The sequence below is a fragment of the Salibacterium qingdaonense genome (assembly GCF_900114715.1).
In the GTDB taxonomy this organism is placed as follows: Bacteria; Bacillota; Bacilli; order Bacillales; family Marinococcaceae; genus Salibacterium; species Salibacterium qingdaonense.
The window spans coordinates 1-20,708 of sequence record NZ_FOTY01000024.1 but is presented as its reverse complement, the minus strand read 5'-3'; the positions used below and the strand labels follow the sequence as shown (position 1 = coordinate 20,708).

21 protein-coding genes and 1 other annotated feature are annotated in these 20,708 nt (G+C 47.9%); of the genes, 1 reads left to right on the top strand and 20 read right to left on the bottom strand.

What is annotated here, in order from left to right; translation table 11 throughout:
• Positions 1 to 3 precede the first annotated feature (3 nt).
• From rpsC to rplK, 20 genes are all read right to left on the bottom strand, one after another.
• Positions 4 to 663, bottom strand: coding sequence for a 30S ribosomal protein S3 (gene rpsC, locus BM058_RS14335; protein WP_090927741.1), 660 nt, complete (start codon positions 661 to 663; stop codon positions 4 to 6).
• 3 nt (positions 664 to 666) lie between these two features.
• Positions 667 to 1,008, bottom strand: a complete 342-nt coding sequence (gene rplV, locus BM058_RS14330) for a 50S ribosomal protein L22 (protein WP_090927740.1) — start codon at positions 1,006 to 1,008, stop codon at positions 667 to 669.
• 20 nt (positions 1,009 to 1,028) lie between these two features.
• Positions 1,029 to 1,307 carry a 30S ribosomal protein S19 gene (gene rpsS, locus BM058_RS14325; RefSeq protein WP_090927739.1) on the bottom strand — a complete coding sequence of 93 codons (279 nt, stop codon included), beginning with the start codon at positions 1,305 to 1,307 and terminating at the stop codon, positions 1,029 to 1,031.
• A gap of 55 nt (positions 1,308 to 1,362) precedes the next feature.
• Positions 1,363 to 2,202 (bottom strand): 50S ribosomal protein L2, encoded by an 840-nt coding sequence (gene rplB / locus BM058_RS14320; protein ID WP_090927738.1) that lies wholly within the window; start codon positions 2,200 to 2,202, stop codon positions 1,363 to 1,365.
• A gap of 26 nt (positions 2,203 to 2,228) precedes the next feature.
• On the bottom strand, positions 2,229 to 2,519 hold the full coding sequence (gene rplW / locus BM058_RS14315; RefSeq protein ID WP_090927737.1) for a 50S ribosomal protein L23: 291 nt from the start codon (positions 2,517 to 2,519) through the stop codon (positions 2,229 to 2,231).
• The gene (gene rplD, locus BM058_RS14310; protein WP_090927736.1) at positions 2,516 to 3,139 is read right to left on the bottom strand and encodes a 50S ribosomal protein L4; all 624 of its coding nucleotides are present in this window, start codon (positions 3,137 to 3,139) and stop codon (positions 2,516 to 2,518) included. Before rplD ends, rplW begins: the two co-directional genes overlap by 4 nt.
• A gap of 25 nt (positions 3,140 to 3,164) precedes the next feature.
• The gene (gene rplC, locus BM058_RS14305) at positions 3,165 to 3,794 is read right to left on the bottom strand and encodes a 50S ribosomal protein L3 (protein ID WP_090927735.1); all 630 of its coding nucleotides are present in this window, start codon (positions 3,792 to 3,794) and stop codon (positions 3,165 to 3,167) included.
• Between the two features lie 29 nt (positions 3,795 to 3,823).
• Positions 3,824 to 4,132 (bottom strand): 30S ribosomal protein S10, encoded by a 309-nt coding sequence (gene rpsJ / locus BM058_RS14300; protein ID WP_026702399.1) that lies wholly within the window; start codon positions 4,130 to 4,132, stop codon positions 3,824 to 3,826.
• A 483-nt stretch (positions 4,133 to 4,615) separates the two neighbouring features.
• Complete coding sequence (gene tuf / locus BM058_RS14295; protein WP_090927734.1) at positions 4,616 to 5,806, bottom strand: elongation factor Tu; 1,191 nt, start codon at positions 5,804 to 5,806, stop codon at positions 4,616 to 4,618.
• Positions 5,807 to 5,928: 122 nt separating this feature from the next.
• Positions 5,929 to 8,007, bottom strand: a complete 2,079-nt coding sequence (gene fusA, locus BM058_RS14290) for an elongation factor G (protein ID WP_090927733.1) — start codon at positions 8,005 to 8,007, stop codon at positions 5,929 to 5,931.
• A 63-nt stretch (positions 8,008 to 8,070) separates the two neighbouring features.
• A complete protein-coding gene (gene rpsG / locus BM058_RS14285; RefSeq protein ID WP_090927732.1) occupies positions 8,071 to 8,541 on the bottom strand; it encodes a 30S ribosomal protein S7 in 471 nt (156 codons plus the stop codon).
• Positions 8,542 to 8,577: 36 nt separating this feature from the next.
• Complete coding sequence (rpsL, locus tag BM058_RS14280; protein WP_090927731.1) at positions 8,578 to 8,991, bottom strand: 30S ribosomal protein S12; 414 nt, start codon at positions 8,989 to 8,991, stop codon at positions 8,578 to 8,580.
• Positions 8,992 to 9,098: 107 nt separating this feature from the next.
• Positions 9,099 to 9,350, bottom strand: a complete 252-nt coding sequence (locus BM058_RS14275; protein WP_090927730.1) for a 50S ribosomal protein L7ae-like protein — start codon at positions 9,348 to 9,350, stop codon at positions 9,099 to 9,101.
• Positions 9,351 to 9,427: 77 nt separating this feature from the next.
• Positions 9,428 to 13,045, bottom strand: coding sequence for a DNA-directed RNA polymerase subunit beta' (gene rpoC / locus BM058_RS14270; protein ID WP_090927729.1), 3,618 nt, complete (start codon positions 13,043 to 13,045; stop codon positions 9,428 to 9,430).
• 103 nt (positions 13,046 to 13,148) lie between these two features.
• Positions 13,149 to 16,685: a DNA-directed RNA polymerase subunit beta gene (rpoB, locus tag BM058_RS14265; RefSeq protein WP_090927728.1), complete on the bottom strand. Its 3,537-nt coding sequence runs from the start codon at positions 16,683 to 16,685 to the stop codon at positions 13,149 to 13,151.
• 367 nt (positions 16,686 to 17,052) lie between these two features.
• Positions 17,053 to 17,652, bottom strand: a complete 600-nt coding sequence (locus tag BM058_RS14260; RefSeq protein ID WP_090927727.1) for a class I SAM-dependent methyltransferase — start codon at positions 17,650 to 17,652, stop codon at positions 17,053 to 17,055.
• Positions 17,653 to 17,786: 134 nt separating this feature from the next.
• Positions 17,787 to 18,152, bottom strand: a complete 366-nt coding sequence (gene rplL, locus BM058_RS14255; protein ID WP_090927726.1) for a 50S ribosomal protein L7/L12 — start codon at positions 18,150 to 18,152, stop codon at positions 17,787 to 17,789.
• 60 nt (positions 18,153 to 18,212) lie between these two features.
• Positions 18,213 to 18,713 carry a 50S ribosomal protein L10 gene (rplJ, locus tag BM058_RS14250; RefSeq protein ID WP_090927725.1) on the bottom strand — a complete coding sequence of 167 codons (501 nt, stop codon included), beginning with the start codon at positions 18,711 to 18,713 and terminating at the stop codon, positions 18,213 to 18,215.
• 37 nt (positions 18,714 to 18,750) lie between these two features.
• Positions 18,751 to 18,891, bottom strand: a sequence feature (ribosomal protein L10 leader region).
• Between the two features lie 61 nt (positions 18,892 to 18,952).
• A complete protein-coding gene (gene rplA / locus BM058_RS14245; protein WP_090927724.1) occupies positions 18,953 to 19,651 on the bottom strand; it encodes a 50S ribosomal protein L1 in 699 nt (232 codons plus the stop codon).
• Between the two features lie 116 nt (positions 19,652 to 19,767).
• Positions 19,768 to 20,190 carry a 50S ribosomal protein L11 gene (rplK, locus tag BM058_RS14240; RefSeq protein ID WP_090927723.1) on the bottom strand — a complete coding sequence of 141 codons (423 nt, stop codon included), beginning with the start codon at positions 20,188 to 20,190 and terminating at the stop codon, positions 19,768 to 19,770.
• 303 nt (positions 20,191 to 20,493) lie between these two features.
• On the opposite strand from rplK, the gene BM058_RS14235 reads away from it, so the two are divergent.
• Positions 20,494 to 20,708: helix-turn-helix domain-containing protein (locus BM058_RS14235; protein WP_143083037.1), on the top strand; the 215-nt coding region annotated here is incomplete at its 3' end.

Below are 20,708 nucleotides of genomic sequence, written 5' to 3'. Positions count from 1 at the left end.
AACTTATTCTCCTCCTTCCTCGTTGTTCGAACCTTTCGATGGAAGGACTTCTCCACGATAAATCCAGATCTTCACACCAAGTTTACCGTACGTCGTGTCAGCTTCCGCTGTACCATAATCGATGTCGGCACGCAGTGTGTGGAGTGGAACAGTTCCTTCATTATAACTTTCGTTACGGGCGATATCAGCACCGCCGATACGTCCGGAAACTTCTGTTCTGATACCCTGTGCGCCGGCACGAAGTGTCCGTTGAATAGATTGTTTCATGGCACGGCGGAAGGATACGCGGTTTTCAAGCTGGCGCGCGATGTTGTCAGCGACCAGTCTGGCATCCAAGTCTGGATTTTTTACTTCAGAAATGTTGATGTGAACTCTTTTTCCAGTGAGTTCGTTTAGTGCTTTACGGAGAATCTCCACTTCAGAACCGCCTTTACCAATAACCATTCCCGGCTTTGCGGTGTGAATGGTGATGTTCACACGGTTGGCTGCCCGTTCAATTTCCACGGTGGAAACAGCAGCATCCTGCAGACGGCTTTCGATATATTCACGGATTTTTATATCTTCGTGCAACAACGTTGCATAATTGTTTTCTGCGAACCATTTGGAATCCCAGTCACGGATGACTCCGAGTCTAAGTCCTACTGGATTTACTTTTTGCCCCACTCATTATCCCTCCTTCTTTTCTGATACCACTACTGTAATGTGGCTGGTACGTTTGCTGATGCCGGTAGCGCGTCCCATCGCACGGGGACGGAAACGTTTCATCGTGACGCCTTCATCTACAAAAATTTCACTGACATACAAATCTTCCGGTTCCATCTCGTAATTGTGTTCCGCGTTTGCCACTGCGGAGTTCAGAACCTTTTCGACAATCGGTGAAGCAGCTTTCGGCGTATTCTTTAAGATGCCGACGGCTTCGCCGATTTCTTTGCCCCTGACGAGGTCAACAACTAACCGTGCTTTGCGGGGGGCAATGCGGACTTGTTTCGCGACTGCTTTAGCTTGCATTTTCAGAACCTCCCCTCTTCTTACCGTCTTGTTTTCCTGTCGTCATTTTTGTGGCCTTTGAACGTTCTGGTGGGAGCAAATTCCCCAAGTTTGTGGCCAACCATATCTTCAGAAACAAATACAGGTACGTGCTTTCTTCCATCATATACAGCGAATGTGTGTCCTACGAACTGTGGAAATACTGTAGAACGGCGGGACCACGTTTTAATTACCTGCTTATCGTTCTTTTCGTTCAAGTTTTCAACCTTTTTTATTAAATGGTCATCGACAAAAGGTCCCTTTTTTAGACTGCGAGCCATGAGGAAACCTCCTTTCGTTGTTTATGCTGCGGCATATTCTGCGCGCGCTATCGATTTATTTCTTTTTCTTTTTACGTCTGCGGACGATATATTTATCGGAGTCTTTGTTCTTCTTACGTGTCTTATAACCAACAGCAGGTTGACCCCAAGGTGACACCTGAGTCGTACGTCCAATTGGAGCGCGTCCTTCCCCGCCACCATGTGGGTGGTCTGCAGGGTTCATGGCAGAACCGCGTACAACCGGGCGTTTGTTGAGCCAGCGGCCGCGTCCGGCTTTCCCGATAACAACCAGTTCATGCTCAATGTTGCCTACCTGACCGACAGTTGCTCTGCATGTTGCAAGAATAAGCCGGGTTTCGCCGGAACGAAGACGTACAAGTACGTACTTGCCTTCTTTACCGAGAACCTGTGCTTCGGCGCCGGCAGAACGGACAAGCTGCGCTCCGCGTCCTGGTTTCAGTTCGATATTGTGAATAATGGTACCCACCGGAATATTCGCAAGCGGGAGTGCATTTCCTGTTTTAATATCTGCTTCCGGTCCGGAGACAACCTCCTGTCCTACACGAAGGTTTTTCGGTGCGAGAATATAACGCTTTTCTCCATCTTTATAGTGGATGAGAGCGATATTGGCTGAACGGTTCGGATCGTATTCGATCGTCGCTACACGGCCCGGTACTCCATCCTTATCGCGTTTGAAATCGATGAGCCGGTACTGTTGTTTATGACCGCCGCCCTGATGACGAACTGTGATACGACCGTGGTTGTTGCGTCCGCCCTTTTTATGCTTTGGTTCAAGCAGCGTCCGTTCCGGTTTTTCTGTTGTTACTTCCGTGTTCTTGTTAATAGACATGAAACGCTGACCATTTGTAATGGGTTTCGTTCTTTTAATAGCCATCTTCTTTTCCCTCCTTCGCTATTGATTTATGCTCCTTCGAAGAATTCGATTTCTTCGCTGTCCGGAGTCAACGTCACTATTGCTTTTTTCCGGTCTGGTTTATAGCCTGTATAACGGCCGAAACGACGGAATTTACCTTTGTAGTTCATCGTGTTGACTTTGGCTACCTGGACATCAAAGATTTCTTCCACAGCTTTGAGAATCTGTGTTTTATTTGCCTTTACGTCTACTTCAAACGTATATTTCTTTTCTTCCATTAAATCAGCAGACCGTTCGGTAATAACTGGGCGCTTAATCACATCGCGTGCTTCCATTATGCGAGCACCTCCTCTACCTTCTCTACTGCTCCCTGCGTAATGATGAGTTTGTCATGATTTAAAAGCTCAAGTGCATTCGCATCATCGACAGTAGCAAAAGTAACTCCTTCAATATTGCGCGCAGATAGCGCTACCTGCTCATTGTAATCAGCGGTTACAACAAGTGCTGTCTCTTCCACGGAAAGACTGGAAAGAATCTTGATCATATCCTTCGTTTTTGGAGCTTCCAGCTGAAGATCGTCCACAACGACTACTTCATTGTCTTTTACTTTACTGGAATAAGCGGATTTAATCGCAAGTCTGCGGACTTTCTTTGGAAGTTTGTAGCCGTACTGTCTGGGAGTCGGCCCAAATACAATTCCACCTTTGACCCACAGTGGTGAGCGGATTGAACCATGACGCGCACGTCCTGTACCCTTTTGGCGCCAAGGCTTAGCTCCGCCTCCTTTTCTTTCAGAACGGTTTTTTGTTTTATGCGTGCCCTGACGCTTTGAAGCCTGCTGCATCACAACAGCATCATGAAGCACATCTACATTCGGTTCTATACCAAAAACAGCATCAGAGAGTTCGATATCTCCTACCTTAGAGCCGTTTTGGTTCATAAGATCTATTGTCGGCATAATGGAGCCTCCTTTCTATAAAACGTTACTTCGCTGTTTTTACAGCGGATTGTAGAGTTACGTAGCTTTTACGCGGGCCGGGAACATTCCCTTTAATCAAAAGAAGATTACGCTCGGTATCTACTTTGACGATTTCAAGATTTTGCACTGTCACAGTGCCGCCGCCCATGCGTCCAGGAAGTTTCTTTCCTTTCAGGACATGATAATGGCCCATTGCACCCATGGAACCGGGACTGCGGCGGAAATGGGAACCATGTGTCATTGGTCCGCGTGCCTGGTTATGGCGTTTGATGGCCCCGGCAAATCCCTTTCCTTTTGATGTGCCTGTGACATCCACAAGCTCACCGGCTTCAAACGTATCTACTTTGACTTCCTGACCAACTTCGTAATCTCCAGCTGCGTTGCGGAGCTCACGAGTGTAGCGCTTGGGAGCAGCGCCGGCTTTGTCTGCATGACCTTTCTCCGGCTTGCTTGCGTTGGTTTTCTTTTTATCATAAACGCCCAGTTGAACAGATTCATAACCATCCGATTCTGCCGTTTTCTTTTGAAGAACAACGTTTGGTTCAGCTTCAATCACCGTAACCGGAAGCAGTTCGCCCTGCTCATTAAACAGCTGGGTCATTCCGATTTTTTTACCCAAGATTCCTTTGGTCATTCGTCACACCTCCTCATTAATGATATTTTTTATAATTTTATTTCGATATCGACGCCTGACGGCAGGTCAAGACGCATGAGCGCATCGACCGTCTGCGGTGTCGGGTTGACAATATCAATCAAACGCTTGTGCGTGCGCATTTCGAACTGTTCACGTGCATCTTTAAACTTATGTGTTGCACGAAGGATCGTGTACACCGATTTCTCCGTCGGCAGCGGGATAGGTCCTGATACTCCCGCACCGGAACGTTTCGCTGTGTCGACAATCTTTTCTGCAGATTGGTCCAGCACCCGGTGGTCATAAGCTTTCAAACGAATGCGGATCTTTTCATTTGCCATTATAAGCCCTCCTTTATCGCCCGATTTTTACAGACATACTCCGTGAAAATTTCCCACTCCCCCAACCATGGCAAAGGGTCCGGGTGTGTCGGCAACCTTTCACATCATCGCCTGGATCATGAGCGCAGCCTGCACTAAAAAGTGTTTAACGCTTTTCATTGCATTAACTACAGCCCACGGTCACACTTTATCTATTATAATGATTCGAGGTTCTGAATGCAAGGACTTATAAAAAGAAATTTAACATTTCTTCTTGAATTCTTGTAAATAAGAAAAGCGGCAGCATGCTGGATAAAGACAGTTTGTTAAAAAATATCCGCCTTGAAATATCATAAACGGTTCTGTCCTCTGAATGCTTTCGTGCATTGCTTTGAGCTTTCGAGGCTGAAACTTGATTTACGACACTTCTTGCAGATTTGATGTTCTCTGCTCCAAAAAAAGGGATCCTGTCTATAGACAGGATCCCTTTTCAGATTATCCGGCTTACTTTTCGATCGTTGCAACCACGCCGGCGCCGACAGTACGGCCGCCTTCGCGGATCGAGAACTTCGTTCCTTCTTCGATCGCAATCGGCTGGATGAGTTCTACTGTCATTTCAACGTTATCTCCAGGCATAACCATTTCTACACCTTCCGGGAGATGGATGATGCCGGTCACGTCTGTAGTACGGAAGTAGAACTGCGGACGGTAGTTTTCAAAGAAAGGGGTATGACGGCCGCCTTCTTCTTTGGAAAGAACATAAACTTCCGCCTGGAACTTCGTGTGCGGCGTGATCGAATTCGGCTTAGCAAGCACCTGACCACGTTTGATATCTTCACGGTTCACACCGCGGAGAAGTGCACCGATGTTGTCGCCGGCTTCTGCATAATCAAGAAGCTTACGGAACATTTCCACTCCGGTAACCGTTGTTTTACGCTTATCTTCGACGATTCCGATGATTTCGACCTCGTCACCAACATTAAGCATTCCGCGTTCAACACGGCCTGTCGCAACAGTACCACGGCCGGTGATCGAGAATACGTCCTCAACCGGCATCATGAATGGCTTATCTTTGTCACGGTCCGGTGTCGGGATAAAGTTGTCTACTGCTTCCATCAGCTCAACAATAGCCTGTTCATGCTCTTCTACACCTTCGATTGCTTGAAGCGCAGAGCCTTTAACAACCGGTGTTTCGTCACCGTCAAAGTCATACTCGCCAAGAAGTTCACGTACTTCCATTTCTACGAGTTCAAGAAGCTCTTCGTCGTCCACCATGTCTGTTTTGTTCAGGAATACAACGATGGATGGTACGCCAACCTGACGGGAAAGCAGGATATGTTCACGAGTCTGCGGCATTGGGCCGTCAGCTGCGGACACAACAAGGATAGCTCCGTCCATCTGCGCAGCACCTGTGATCATGTTCTTCACATAGTCCGCGTGTCCCGGGCAGTCCACGTGTGCATAGTGGCGGGTTTCTGTTTCGTACTCTACGTGTGCAGTAGAGATTGTGATTCCACGCTCACGCTCTTCCGGAGCGTTGTCGATAGTATCGTATGCTCTAGCTTCACCAGTACCGGAATTTTTGTTGAGTACAGTAGTGATAGCTGCTGTAAGTGTTGTTTTACCATGGTCTACGTGTCCGATAGTACCAATGTTCGTATGCGTTTTGGAACGATCAAACTTTTCTTTAGCCATTGTGAATTTCCTCCCTTTAATTCAGGTTAATTATATGGAAGCCGAAAAGGTGTATCACCACTGGAGAATCACCTTTTTCAGCTTACAATAAAACAAATGTAGAGACAATCATTTACACAAAATTATTCTCCGGTGTTCTTCGAGACAATCTCTTCCGAAATGGATTTCGGCACTTCTTCGTAATGATCAAAGAACATCGTGTAGTTACCGCGCCCCTGTGTAATGGAACGCAGGTTAGTTGCGTAACCAAACATTTCAGAGAGCGGAACAAACGCCTTGATTGCCTGGGATTTACCGCGTGCTTCCATGCCCTCGACACGTCCGCGCCGTGCAGTAATGTCACCCATGACATCTCCCATGTAATCTTCCGGCATAACAACTTCCACACTCATCAATGGTTCGAGAAGAACCGGTTTACAATGATTTTTTGCTTCTTTCAGCGCCAGGGACCCAGCCACCTTAAATGCCATTTCATTGGAGTCTACATCGTGGTAGGAACCATCAAACAGCGTGGCCTTCACATCAACCATTGGATATCCTGCAAGAAGACCATTGTCAAGCGCTTCTCCGATGCCCTGCTGAACCGAGTTAACGTATTCTTTCGGAACGACACCGCCGACAATCTTGTTGACGAATTCATATCCGGCACCTTCGTCGTTAGGTTCGAACGTCACCCAGACGTGACCGTACTGGCCGCGTCCACCGGACTGACGTACAAATTTACCTTCAACATCAGCTGATTGGCGGATGGTTTCACGGTAGGCAACCTGCGGAGCGCCTACAGTAGCATCTACTTTGAATTCGCGCTTCAGACGATCAATGATGATATCGAGATGAAGCTCACCCATTCCTTTAATGATGGTCTGGCCTGTTTCTTCATCTGTCTCTGTCTGGAATGTCGGATCCTCTTCAGCCAGTTTGCCAAGAGCAATACCCATTTTGTCATGGTCTGCTTTTGATTTAGGCTCCACGGACAGGTTGATAACCGGTGCCGGAAAGTCCATGGATTCCAGGATAACTCTGTCTTTTTCACCACAGAGTGTATCACCGGTACCTGTGTCTTTCAATCCGATACCGCCTGCGATATCACCGGAGTACACCGTTGAAATCTCTTCACGGGAGTTGGCATGCATCTGAAGAATACGGCCGACTCTTTCCCTTTTATCTTTCGTAGTGTTCCGGACATACGACCCGGCATCCAGCCTTCCGGAATATACCCGGAAGAATGTCAGTTTCCCGACATAAGGGTCTGTGGAGACTTTAAATGCAAGCGCAGAAAACGGCCCTTCGTCGTCCGCCACTCTTTCCACTTCTTCCTCGGTGTCCGGAAGGAAACCTTTGATAGCAGGTACATCAAGCGGGGACGGAAGATAGTCAATGACAGCGTCAATCATAAGCTGCACGCCTTTGTTTTTAAAGGCGGACCCGCATAGTACCGGATAGAATTCAACATTCAAGGTGCCTTTACGGATTGCTGTTTTAATCTCATCCGTGCTGATTTCTTCTCCCTCAAGGTACTTCATCATCATATCTTCATCAAATTCAGCAACAGACTCGATCAGAGATTCGCGGTATTTTTCCGCCTGTTCCTGATATTCCTGCGGAATCTCACGTGCTTCCGCTCGTGTACCAAGATCATCCATGTAGTAATAAGCTTCCATGTTAATCAGGTCGATGATTCCTTCGAAGCTGTCTTCTGCACCAATTGGCAGCTGAATCGGATGGGCATTCGCATCAAGACGATCTGTTAATGTAGAGCAGGAATATAAAAAGTCCGCCCCAACCTTATCCATCTTGTTTACAAAAACAATACGCGGAACGTGGTAGGTTGTAGCCTGGCGCCACACAGTCTCGGTCTGCGGCTCCACTCCGGACTGCGCATCCAGCACTGCGACAGATCCGTCCAGTACACGAAGGGAACGTTCCACTTCTACAGTGAAGTCGACGTGACCCGGCGTGTCAATGATATTAATTCTGTGATCTTTCCACTGTGCTGTTGTTGCAGCGGAGGTGATTGTAATTCCGCGTTCCTGTTCCTGAGACATCCAGTCCATCTGGGAAGCACCTTCGTGGGTTTCTCCGATTTTATGGATACGTCCTGTGTAGTACAGAACACGTTCTGTGGCTGTGGTCTTACCGGCATCAATGTGAGCCATGATCCCGATATTACGAGTTTTTTCTAAGGAGAATTCTCGTGCCATGAACTTTCAATTTCTCCTTTCTTCCATAACTAATTAATTAGTAGGGTGTTAGATAACTGTTGATTACCAGCGGTAATGAGCGAATGCTTTATTTGCTTCAGCCATACGGTGTGTGTCTTCACGTTTTTTCACAGCGGACCCTGTGTTGTTGGAAGCATCCAGAATTTCATTAGCCAGACGTTCCTCCATCGTTTTCTCCCCGCGGAGACGGGCATAGCTGACAATCCAGCGGAGTCCGAGTGTTGTACGGCGGTCCGGTTTCACTTCGATAGGAACCTGGTAGTTAGCACCGCCGACACGGCGTGATTTAACTTCCAGAACCGGCATAACATTTTTGAGTGCTTGATCAAATGCTTCCATCGGATCGTTACCGGATCTTTCTTCGACAAGGGTGAACGCTTTGTAAAGAATGTTCTGCGCCTTCCCTTTCTTTCCATCCAGCATGATCCGGTTGATCAGTCTGGTTACAAGCTTGGAATTATAAAGCGGGTCCGGCAGGACATCTCTGCGTGGTACTGGTCCTTTACGAGGCATGAGTCAACTCCTCCTTTCCTGTTGTTTAAAGGTTATTTATTTTTTGGCACGCTTGGTACCGTATTTTGAACGGCTTGACTTACGGTTCTGAACACCAGCGGTATCAAGAGCACCGCGTACAATATGGTAACGCACACCCGGAAGGTCCTTCACACGGCCGCCGCGCACAAGAACAACACTGTGCTCCTGAAGATTGTGGCCGATTCCCGGAATGTAAGCTGTTACTTCAATCTGGTTGGTCAAACGTACACGGGCATATTTACGAAGCGCCGAGTTCGGCTTCTTTGGTGTCATTGTTCCAACACGGGTGCAGACACCACGCTTTTGCGGCGAGTTCTGATCCGTCGGAATTTTTCTGTAACTGTTATACCCTTTGTTCAGTGCGGGTGAGTCAGATGCTTTTGTTTTCATCTTACGGCCTTTCCGCACCAACTGGTTCATTGTCGGCATTATTCTGCCTCCCTTCTTTTCTGGTTTTTAAGACCACCGTTCCAGGTGGTTCGTTAGAAAGCAAAAGTAAAGTTTTTGCCGGCAGGCAGAGCCTGCCAGCAAAAACGTCATTGCTTTTTCAGTGCAACCGCAGCTGCTCCCACATCAATTCCACAGACTGTTCCAAGCCTGCGCATGGAATCCACTGTATAAACAGGAACTCCTTTTGATTCAGCGGTCAGGATAACCTTACTGATAACTCTGTTTTCAGCGTCCCCTGCTACGATTACTTCTTTGACGAAGTTTGCTTCCAGCGCTTTGAGCGTTTGCTTCGTACCAATTAAAACCTCATCCGCCTGTGAAACTTTTTCATAAGACATTCTGCATCCTCCAAAGCACAGGGTGTTAGGCGCACTTTGACAGCATATCACCGCGGTGGAAAGATGTCAACACTGTTTTAATTCTGTGGTACCGTCTCTTCGTCGGTTTCCACAATTTCAGCTTCCTGCTCCTCCGGTTTATCCATTTCAAGCGACCGGTAACGCGGCATTCCGGTTCCGGCTGGAACAAGCTTACCGAGGATGACATTTTCTTTAAGACCGAGCAGTTCATCACGCTTTCCTTTAATGGCGGCATCTGTAAGCACTCTTGTTGTTTCCTGGAACGAGGCAGCTGAAAGGAACGAGTCCGTCTCAAGCGATGCTTTGGTAATTCCAAGAATAATGGGATGACCAACTGCCGGACGGCCGTTGTTTTCAAGCACCTTCTGATTGGCGTTATCAAAATGCTGGATTTCCACCATGGTGCCCGGCAGAACTTCAGTATCACCAGGATCAGCAACTCTGACCTTCTTAAGCATCTGGCTGACCATGACTTCAATGTGCTTATCGCTGATTTCAACTCCCTGCATACTGTACACTTTCTGTACTTCTTTCAGGAGATAGCGCTGCACTTCCTGCACTCCGGTATAACGCAGGAGTTCTTTCGGATCAATCGACCCTTCCGTCAGTGGTTCACCGGATTTCACTGTGTCGCCGATATCAACTTTCAGACGCGCACCATAGGCAGTGGTATAGCTTCTGTTTTCCAGACTGCCCTGAACAGTGATCTCTTTTTTGCCCTGGTGCTCTTTAATATCTACTACTTCACCCTCCAGTTCCGAAATAACCGCCTGGCCTTTCGGATTCCTTGCTTCAACAAGTTCCTGGATACGCGGCAGACCCTGGGTGATGTCGTCTCCTGCTACACCGCCTGTGTGGAAGGTACGCATCGTCAACTGGGTACCAGGTTCACCGATAGACTGCGCTGCAATGATGCCGACAGCTTCGCCGACTTCCACATCCGAGCCTGTAGCCAGGTTCTTTCCGTAGCATTTCTTGCAGACGCCGTGACGGCTGTCGCAGGTGAAGACAGAGCGGATTGTTACTTTTTCCACGCCTGCTTCTTCAATTTCTTTTGCCTTTTCTTCATCTATTAAGCTTCCTTTTCTCACCATTACTTCTTTTGTCTCCGGATGACGGACAGTCTTGAAAGCCACTCTTCCTATCAGACGGTCCTGAAGTTTTTCAATAACTTCGGTGCCCTCCTGCAGAGCTGCAACTTCCAGACCGCGGTCCGTACCGCAGTCATCCTCACGTACGATAACATCTTGTGCCACGTCCACGAGACGGCGGGTGAGATAACCCGAGTCCGCTGTCTTAAGGGCGGTATCGGCAAGTCCCTTACGTGCACCGTGAGTAGATATGAAGTATTCAAGTACTGTAAGACCTTCACGGAAGCTTGATTTAATCGGAAGTTCAATGATCCGTCCGGACGGATTCGCCATCAGACCACGCATTCCTGCAAGCTGCGTGAAGTTCGAAGCGTTACCACGGGCTCCGGAATCACTCATCATATAAATCGGGTTCATCGTGTATAAGGATTTCAGGAGTTTATCCTGAATAACTTCTTTTGCGTCACCCCAGATGGAAATGACATTGTTATACCGTTCTTCATCGGTAATGAGACCACGCCGGAACTGCTTCATGACCTGGTCGACTTTGCTCTCGGCGTCTTCCAGAATATCCGGTTTGTCTTCAAGAACCACGATGTCTGAGATCCCTACGGTAATACCCGCTTTCGTTGAGTAATAGAAGCCAAGGTCTTTCATGCGGTCCAGCATTTTGGAAGTCTCGATAATCTGGAACTTCTTGAACACTTCCGCAATAACGTCACCAAGGAATCCTTTTTTAAACGGCGGGACCAGTTCGCGATTTTTATACTCTTCGGCTACATTGGTGGTCTTATCGACAATATACTGCTCCGGAACGGCAACTTCCAGGTTTGTTCCCGTCGGCTCATTCACATACGGGAAGGACGTCGGCAGAATTTCATTAAAGATAATCTTACCAACCGTTGTCAGAAGCAGTTTGCTATTCTGCTCTTCTGTAAAGTTGGTTTTTCCAAGGCTTGATACCGGAAGTGCTATTCTCGTATGGAGATGAATATAGCCACTGTGGTAAGCCTGCAGTGCCTCGTTTGGATCTTTGAAAATCGACCCTTCCCCGGTAGCTGCTTCACGTTCAAGAGTGAGGTAATAGTTTCCAAGCACCATGTCCTGCGATGGAGTAACAACTGGTTTTCCGTCTTTTGGATTCAGGATGTTCTGAGCAGCAAGCATCAAGACACGTGCTTCAGCCTGAGCTTCTGCTGAAAGCGGCACGTGAACGGCCATCTGGTCTCCGTCAAAGTCCGCGTTATACGCCGTGCAGACGAGCGGATGAAGTTTTACTGCGCGGCCTTCCACAAGTGTCGGCTCAAATGCCTGGATACCGAGACGGTGCAGGGTCGGTGCACGGTTCAGCAGTACCGGGTGCTCTTTAATCACTTCTTCAAGAACATCCCACACTTCATCGTGGACTCTTTCCACTTTGCGTTTTGCACTTTTGATATTGTGTGCAAGACCACGGCTGACCAGTTCTTTCATAACAAATGGTTTAAACAGTTCAAGAGCCATCTCTTTCGGAAGTCCGCACTGATACATTTTCAAACTCGGACCAACAACGATAACAGAACGTCCGGAATAGTCGACACGTTTTCCGAGAAGGTTCTGACGGAAACGTCCCTGTTTTCCTTTCAACATATGGGAAAGGGACTTCAGAGGACGATTTCCCGGTCCTGTTACCGGACGACCGCGGCGTCCGTTATCGATAAGTGCGTCAACTGCTTCCTGCAGCATCCGTTTTTCGTTTTGAACAATGATATTCGGAGCTCCAAGATCAAGCAGGCGCTTCAGCCGGTTGTTACGGTTAATAACGCGGCGGTACAGATCGTTCAGATCGGACGTTGCAAACCTTCCGCCGTCAAGCTGTACCATTGGCCGGATTTCCGGCGGAATAATCGGAAGAACATCGAGAATCATCCAAGCTGGATCGTTGCCGGAATGACGGAAAGATTCGAGTACTTCAAGCCGTTTGATAGCTCTTGTACGGCGCTGGCCCTGAGCGGTTTCCAACTCATCTTTCAGCATTTTAACTTCTTTCTCCAAATCAATGTTCTGAAGAATTTTACGAATGGCTTCCGCACCCATTTTAGCAGTGAAACTGCGCCCGTATTTATCATAATAGGAACGGTATTCGCGTTCAGAAAGCAGTTGTTTGTATTCCAGAGGGGTGTCACCGGTATCGGTCACTACATAGGAAGCAAAATAAATCACTTCCTCCAGTGAACGCGGAGACATGTCCAGAACCAGCCCCATACGGCTTGGGATACCTTTGAAATACCAGATATGGGAAACCGGCGCTGCCAGTTCGATGTGTCCCATCCGTTCCCGTCTTACTTTAGAGCGGGTCACTTCTACACCACAGCGGTCACATACAACACCCTTGTAGCGCACGCGTTTATACTTTCCGCAGTGGCACTCCCAGTCTTTTGTAGGGCCGAAAATTCTTTCACAGAAAAGACCGTCTTTCTCCGGTTTCAATGTACGGTAGTTGATCGTTTCCGGCTTTTTCACTTCTCCACGGGACCACGAACGCATTTTATCCGAGGATGCGAGACCAACTTTCATATATTCAAAATTATTCACATCTATCAAGGGGTCAACCTCCCTTTCGAAACTTTGGGATAGCGGCATCCAACAGGGTTGGAAGAGGTGCTTTATTCCATATGCACCTCTTCTTTTTTTCTTAGAATCCGCTTCAGCCGTTTTCGCTGGATTCCAGTTTCAGGTTCAACGTGCCGCTGGACTCTTCTTCATCATCCAGTTCCTTCATATCAATTTCTTCTTCTGTACTGGACAGCATTTTCACGTCCATCCCGAGACTCTGAAGTTCTTTAATTAAGACCTTAAACGATTCAGGTACGCCCGGTTCAGGTACGTTTTCCCCTTTTACAATAGCCTCGTACGTTTTTACACGACCAACGACATCATCCGATTTGACGGTAAGGATTTCCTGAAGTGTATAAGCAGCACCGTAAGCTTCCAGTGCCCAAACCTCCATTTCACCGAAACGCTGTCCGCCGAACTGCGCTTTTCCGCCGAGCGGCTGCTGGGTAACAAGGGAGTATGGACCGGTGGAACGGGCATGAAGTTTGTCATCAACCATGTGTGCCAGCTTGATCATGTACATCACACCAACAGAAACACGGTTGTCAAACGGCTCACCGGTACGGCCGTCATAAAGGACTGTCTTACCGTCCCTGGCAAGACCGGCTTCCTGAATAGTCTCCCAGACGTCTTCTTCCCGGGCACCATCAAATACCGGAGTAGCCATATGCACATTCAATTCACGGGCAGCCATTCCAAGGTGCAGCTCCAGCACCTGGCCGATATTCATACGGGATGGAACACCAAGTGGGTTCAACATAATTTCAATCGGCGTTCCGTCCGGAAGGAACGGCATATCTTCTTCCGGCAGGATTCTTGAAATAACACCTTTGTTTCCGTGCCGTCCGGCCATTTTGTCGCCTTCATGAATCTTACGTTTCTGCACAAGGTAAACCCGGACGAGCTGGTTAACACCCGGAGGCAGTTCATCGCCGTCGTCACGGTTGAATATTTTCACGTCAAGCACAATGCCATCTGCACCGTGTGGGACCTTAAGCGAAGTATCGCGGACTTCCCGCGCTTTTTCTCCAAAGATGGCGTGCAGAAGACGTTCTTCCGCGCTCAGCTCCGTCATTCCTTTTGGAGTAACCTTGCCGACCAGAATGTCTCCGTCCTTCACTTCAGCGCCAACCCGGATAATACCGCGGTCATCCAAATCTTTCAGCGCATCTTCGCTGACGTTTGGTATATCCCTTGTGATTTCTTCGGGACCAAGCTTCGTATCACGAGCTTCCGATTCGTACTCTTCTATATGGACGGACGTATAGACGTCGTCTTTCACGAGGCGTTCACTGAGAATAACCGCATCCTCATAGTTGTAACCTTCCCAAGTCATAAAGCCGACCAGAATATTACGCCCAAGCGCCATCTCTCCGTTTTCCATGGATGGACCGTCACCAAGAACTTCGCCTCTCTCTACGCGGTCGCCTTCGTTGGCAATCGGACGCTGGTTGTAGCTGGTTCCCTGGTTGGACCGGATGTGTTTGGACATTCTATACTTATCAAGGTCTGTTTCCACTTCTTTACCGTCGATGTCTTCCAGACGGCGGACCCAGATTTCGCGTGCCGTTACACGCTCCACTACTCCTTTATGCCGGGCGACAATCGCAGCTCCGGAGTCTCTTGCAGTGACGTGTTCCATGCCCGTTCCGACAAGTGGTGCTTCCGGTTCAAGCAGCGGAACAGCCTGACGCTGCATGTTCGATCCCATCAGCGCACGGTTGGAGTCGTCATTTTCAAGGAACGGAATACACGCGGTCGCTGCAGACACAACCTGTTTCGGAGAAACGTCCATGTAGTCGATTTTTTCTTTTGCAACGTGAGTGTTCTCCCCGCGGAAACGGGCAATGATGTTGTCATCGGCAAACCTTCCGTCTTCGGTAAGAGTTGCGTTTGCCTGAGCAACGATATAATTGTCTTCTTCATCCGCCGTGAGATAGTCGCACTCCTCTGTTACAATACCTGTCTCGTGGTCCACCCTCCGGTAGGCGGTCTCGATAAATCCGAATTCATTCACTTTCGCATAGCTGGAAAGAGAGTTGATCAGACCAATGTTCGGGCCTTCCGGTGTTTCAATCGGACACATACGCCCGTAGTGGGAGTAATGGACGTCACGGACTTCAAAGCCGGCTCTTTCCCTCGTCAAACCGCCGGGCCCAAGTGCGGAAAGACGGCGTTTGTGAGTCAGCTCAGCGAGCGGATTCGTCTGGTCCATAAACTGTGACAGCTGGGAGCTTCCGAAAAACTCTTTAATCGAAGCGATAACCGGACGAATATTTATCAATGCCTGCGGTGTGATGGAACTTGGATCCTGAATGGACATCCGTTCACGCACAACGCGTTCCATACGGGAAAGCCCGATTCTGAATTGATTCTGGAGCAGTTCACCGACAGAACGTAGACGGCGGTTACCGAGGTGGTCGATGTCATCGGTCAACCCTACACCGTGGAGCAGGTTAAAGAAGTAATTGATCGTTGAAACGATGTCTTCCGGTGTAATATTTTTTACATCACGATCGATATTGCCGTTGCTGATCACCTGGATTGCTTTATCTTCTTCCTGTTCTTCAGGAGGATAAATCTTGATGGACTGCACATCCAGATCCGCTTCTTCCAAGACACCGCCGGCTACAGTATACCGTTTGAAGCCGATGTCGTTTTCCAGATATGGAAGCAGGCGGTCAAGTGTACGCCGGTCCAGCAGATCGCCGTCAGAGGCAAGAACTTCTCCCGTCTCCGGATCAGCAAGTGTTTCGGCCAGACGCTGATTGAACAGGCGGTTCTGGATATGAAGTTTCTTATTTGCTTTGTAACGGCCGACGTTGGCAAAGTCATAACGTTTCGGGTCAAAAAATCTCGTATTCAACAGACTCTTGGCGCTGTCAACAGTCGGGGGCTCGCCAGGGCGCAGACGCTCATAAATCTCAAGCAGTGCTTTTTCACTGCCCTCCGTATTATCTTTCTCAAGGGTGTTGCGAAGATACTCATCTTCCCCAAGCAAGTCAATGATCTCTTGATCAGACCCGAACCCTAGTGCACGGAGCAGCACGGTTACCGGTACTTTTCTGGTACGGTCGATTCTGACGTACACAACATCCTTAGCATCGGTCTCCAGCTCCAGCCAGGCTCCGCGGTTCGGAATAACCGTAGCGGTATGGCCTTTCTTCCCGTTCTTGTCCAGTTTCTCGTTAAAGTACACGCTCGGGGAGCGGACCAGCTGGGAAACAATGATACGCTCGGCTCCATTAATAATGAATGTGCCGATATCGGTCATCAACGGGAAGTCACCCATAAATACTTCCTGTTCCTTCACTTCACCCGTTTCCTTGTTCATCAAACGGACTTTCACCCGTAAAGGTGCAGAAAAGGTTACGTCCCGTTCTTTGGATTCTTCCATAGAATACTTAGGTTCACCAAGGTTGTAATCGATGAACTCAAGCACCAGATTCCCTGTAAAATCCTCAATTGGGGAAATGTCCTGAAACATCTCCCGGATACCCTCATCAAGAAACCATTGATACGATGCGGTCTGGATTTCAATAAGATTCGGAAGATCCAGCACCTCGTTGATACGGGCATACGTTCTTCTTTGGCGGTGGCGTCCAAACTGAATAAGTTGACCTGTCAACTGAGTCACCCCTTAAATATCACATAATGTCAACCTGTTACCACAGGCTAAAGTAACCCTACGGCGGCTGCTAAAATTATAGAAACATAAGCGCCTGAAACCATCGGAGATCTGTGTCGTCCGATAAGGCTTATTATGTTATCATTCTTTCAGTGCCTGACCTCTCCCACAAAGAAAAAAATAGTATCTCCTTCACGAAAGAACCACTATTTTCCACATGTCAGACTGATTATATTATTTTTCCCTACCCTTGTTTCTCCTATACGTGGTACAATGATAAAAAATAAAGAGAGTACATGTTCAATGGCATGCAGAAACAAGGATACTTATACGCATTAAACAATATTAACACAACGAACCGTTGTGGTCAATTCTTTTTTGCGCAAAAAATATAGTATCCCTTTTTTCTTGCTTCAATATCCACGCTGTCAAACAAAGTTTCCAGTTTTTCTTTTGCAGAGGGAGCTCCCTGTTTTTTCTGAAGCACGGTCCAGAACGTCCCCTTGCTTAAGAGGTGGTCATACGCTCCTTCAAAAAGAGCATGCACAGTCTCTTTGCCGGCTCTGACCGGCGGGTTGGCGATCACTGATGCAAACTTTTCCTCCCCCAGCGCCTCAAACAGATTACTCTTCATAATCCGGGTGTTAAAAAGCCCGGCTTTTTCTGTATTCAGCCCGGCAAGGTTCAAAGCCCGCTCATTTACATCTGTCATCCATACTATACGGGTTGTCTCAGCAGCAAGTGTAAGTCCAATAGGACCATATCCGCACCCTATATCAAGAATATCCCCTTCCGTCTCCGGAAACTGATAAACATCCAGAAGCATGCGGGTACCGTAATCCACTCCGCTTTTGGAAAATACACCGTGATCACTGTAAAACGACATCCGCTTCCCGCGGAGCTGCGCCGTCACTACTCTTTGCTCACTTTTACGTTCCGGGCTTTCATCAAAATAGTGGCCTGCCATCTATTCACACCCTTTTGCATCGTTCGACCATTTTAACAGATCTCTGATGTTTCCTCAAACAACTCTTCCTTGACAGACTTATAATGAAAAAGAGCTTCCTCTGTTGGAAGAGAAAGCTCTCTGTCTTGCCCGTCTTACTTCAGTTCTACTGTCGCGCCTGCTTCTTCAAGCTGGCCTTTCAGTTGTTCTGCTTCTTCTTTTTCTACACTTTCTTTGAGTGTATCCGGTGTTCCGTCAACCAGTGATTTTGCTTCTTTCAGGCCGAGACCTGTGATTTCACGAACGACTTTGATAACGTTAACCTTGGAAGAACCTGGGTCAGCAAGGATAATGTCGAAGTCAGTCTGTTCTTCTTCTGCTTCAGCAGCTTCGCCACCGCCGCCGACAGCAACAGGTGCCGCCGCAGTTACACCAAATTCTTCTTCAATAGCTTTTACAAGATCGTTCAGTTCAAGAACGGACATCTCTTTAATTTCTTCAATGATTTGTTCTTTACTCATTGTAGATCCTCCTTTAATAAATATCTGTTTTGGGGACGGGAAATCATCCCTCGTTTTCGTTTACGCGCCTTCTTCTTCTTTTTGATCAGCAACCGCCTTGGATGCAAGAGCAAAGTTGCGGATCGGAGCCTGAAGTACGTTAAGCAGCATGGATACAAGCCCTTCGTGGGAAGGAAGACTTGCAAGTTCCCGGATTTCTTCGAGGGAAGCCACACGGCCTTGAATCACGCCGGTTTTAATCTCCAGTGCCGGGTGTTCTTTAGCAAAGTTGTTGATGATTTTGGCAGGAGCTACAACATCTTCTGCACTTGTCGCGACAGCGGTTGGTCCGAGGAGAAACTCATCAAGTTCTGTCAGATTCGTTTTCTCTGTAGCACGGCGGACCATTGTGTTTTTATACACCTTGAAGTCCACTCCCGCTTCGCGCAGCTGCTTCCGAAGTTCTGTAGCTTCTTCGACGTTCAGGCCGCGGTAATCAACAACCACGGTGGATACACTGCTTTCCAGTTTATCCGCGATTTCCTGAACAACCTGCTGTTTCTGTTCAATTACTGCACTCATCCTTTACACCTCCTGCTCTCATGGTGGACCACAGACAAAAAATATTAAAAAACCTTCATGTCCACAGACATGAAGGCGGTCAGTCTCAATCCATCCCGGTTAGGATGTCCAAAACTACCTCGGCAGGAAATTAAGCACGGGGTGCACCTGCTGTCTGCGGTAATGTTCATATATTTTACTTACCAGTACGTTTCATACCGCTGTTAAGTGTAACGGTTTTTTTCCCGGCAGTCAATCTATTATTTCAAGTTGAGCGTGGAAGTACTGATTGTCACACCTGGTCCCATTGTGGAAGCCACAGCTGTACCTCTTACGTACGTTCCTTTTGCCGCTGCCGGTTTCGCCTTAACAAGGGCATCCACCAACGCCTTGAAATTTTCAGCCAGTTTTTCTGTTTCGAACGAAACTTTTCCGATCGGTGCATGGATATTACCGGATTTATCGACGCGGTATTCAACCTTACCGGCTTTCACTTCTTCAACAGCTTTGGTTACATCCATTGTTACCGTACCGGTCTTAGGGTTCGGCATAAGTCCTTTAGGACCAAGAATCTTACCAAGCTTACCAACTTGCGCCATCATGTCCGGAGTTGCGATGACAACGTCAAAATCAAACCAGCCCTGCTGCACCTGGTTGACGAGGTCTTCCTCTCCTACAAAGTCGGCACCGGCCTGCTCTGCTTCCTGTGCTTTATCGCCCTTGGCAAATACAAGCACCCGCTGAGTTTTTCCTGTCCCGTGCGGAAGCACAACGGCTCCGCGGAGCTGCTGGTCGTTTTTACGCGGATCCACACCGAGACGGACAGCAGCTTCTACTGTCTCATCAAAGTTTGCAATAGATGTCTTTTTCACTAGTTCAATGGCTTCTTCAGTATTATATACCTGCTCTTTATCAATCAGCTTGACAGCGTCTTGATATTTTTTACCTCTTTTAGCCAATGCTATTCCTCCTCATTTGTGGTTTTAACGGTCAGACCTCCCACTTTTAAAGGTTGCGAACAGGTATCCTTTCCAGTCGGGAAAGGAAGTCGCAACCTTTGGCAAGGCAATGTGTTTTATTCTACGTTAAGCCCCATACTGCGGGCCGTTCCTTCAACCATACGGATCGCTGCATCCAGGTCGGCCGCATTCAAGTCAGGCTGTTTTGTTTCAGCGATTTCGCGCACCTGATCACTCGTAACCGAACCTACTTTATTCACATGCGGTTCGCCGGAACCACTTTCAATGCCGGCCGCTTTCTTCAAGAGAACAGCAGCGGGCGGAGTTTTTGTAATGAAAGTAAAAGAACGGTCTTCATATACAGAGATTTCAACAGGAATAATCATACCTGCTTCATCTGCCGTGCGAGCGTTGAATTCTTTACAGAATCCCATGATATTCACGCCTGCCTGACCGAGCGCCGGACCAACGGGCGGTGCCGGATTTGCTTTGCCGGCAGGAATCTGCAACTTTACTACTTTCTCGACTTTTTTAGCCACGCACATACACCTCCTTAGTCCGTGATGTGGTTGATCGGACGATAAAACGTCCTCCCACTCTTTGAAAGAACAAACAGAGTGTTTCCCTGCGGTTCTTTCCCATTATCAATTCCAAACATTAAAATCTTATCACTTCACACCATGTCCCGCAAGGGTTTTTTATAAAGCAGCGAAATTTTATACGTTTGCTTGATTGTAAAATTAAATGCAACAGCTAAAGGCATAGTTAAAGGTATAGCTAAAGCCATCGTTATTCCGTTATGATGAAGTTGACCAAAACCCAACATAACAGGAGGAATAACGATGACCACTTCCCATGGTACCACAGAAAAGCGGTGTTTTTCTCATCTTTCGGCATTTGATCGAGGACAGATTCAAGCCCTTCGGCAAGAAGGCAAGTCCATGCAGGCCATTGCGGAGGCGATTGGCCACCATAAATCAACGATATCCCGGGAACTAAAGCGGGGAACCACAACGCAAAGAACCTCGGATTTATCCGAATATCAGGCTTACTTTCC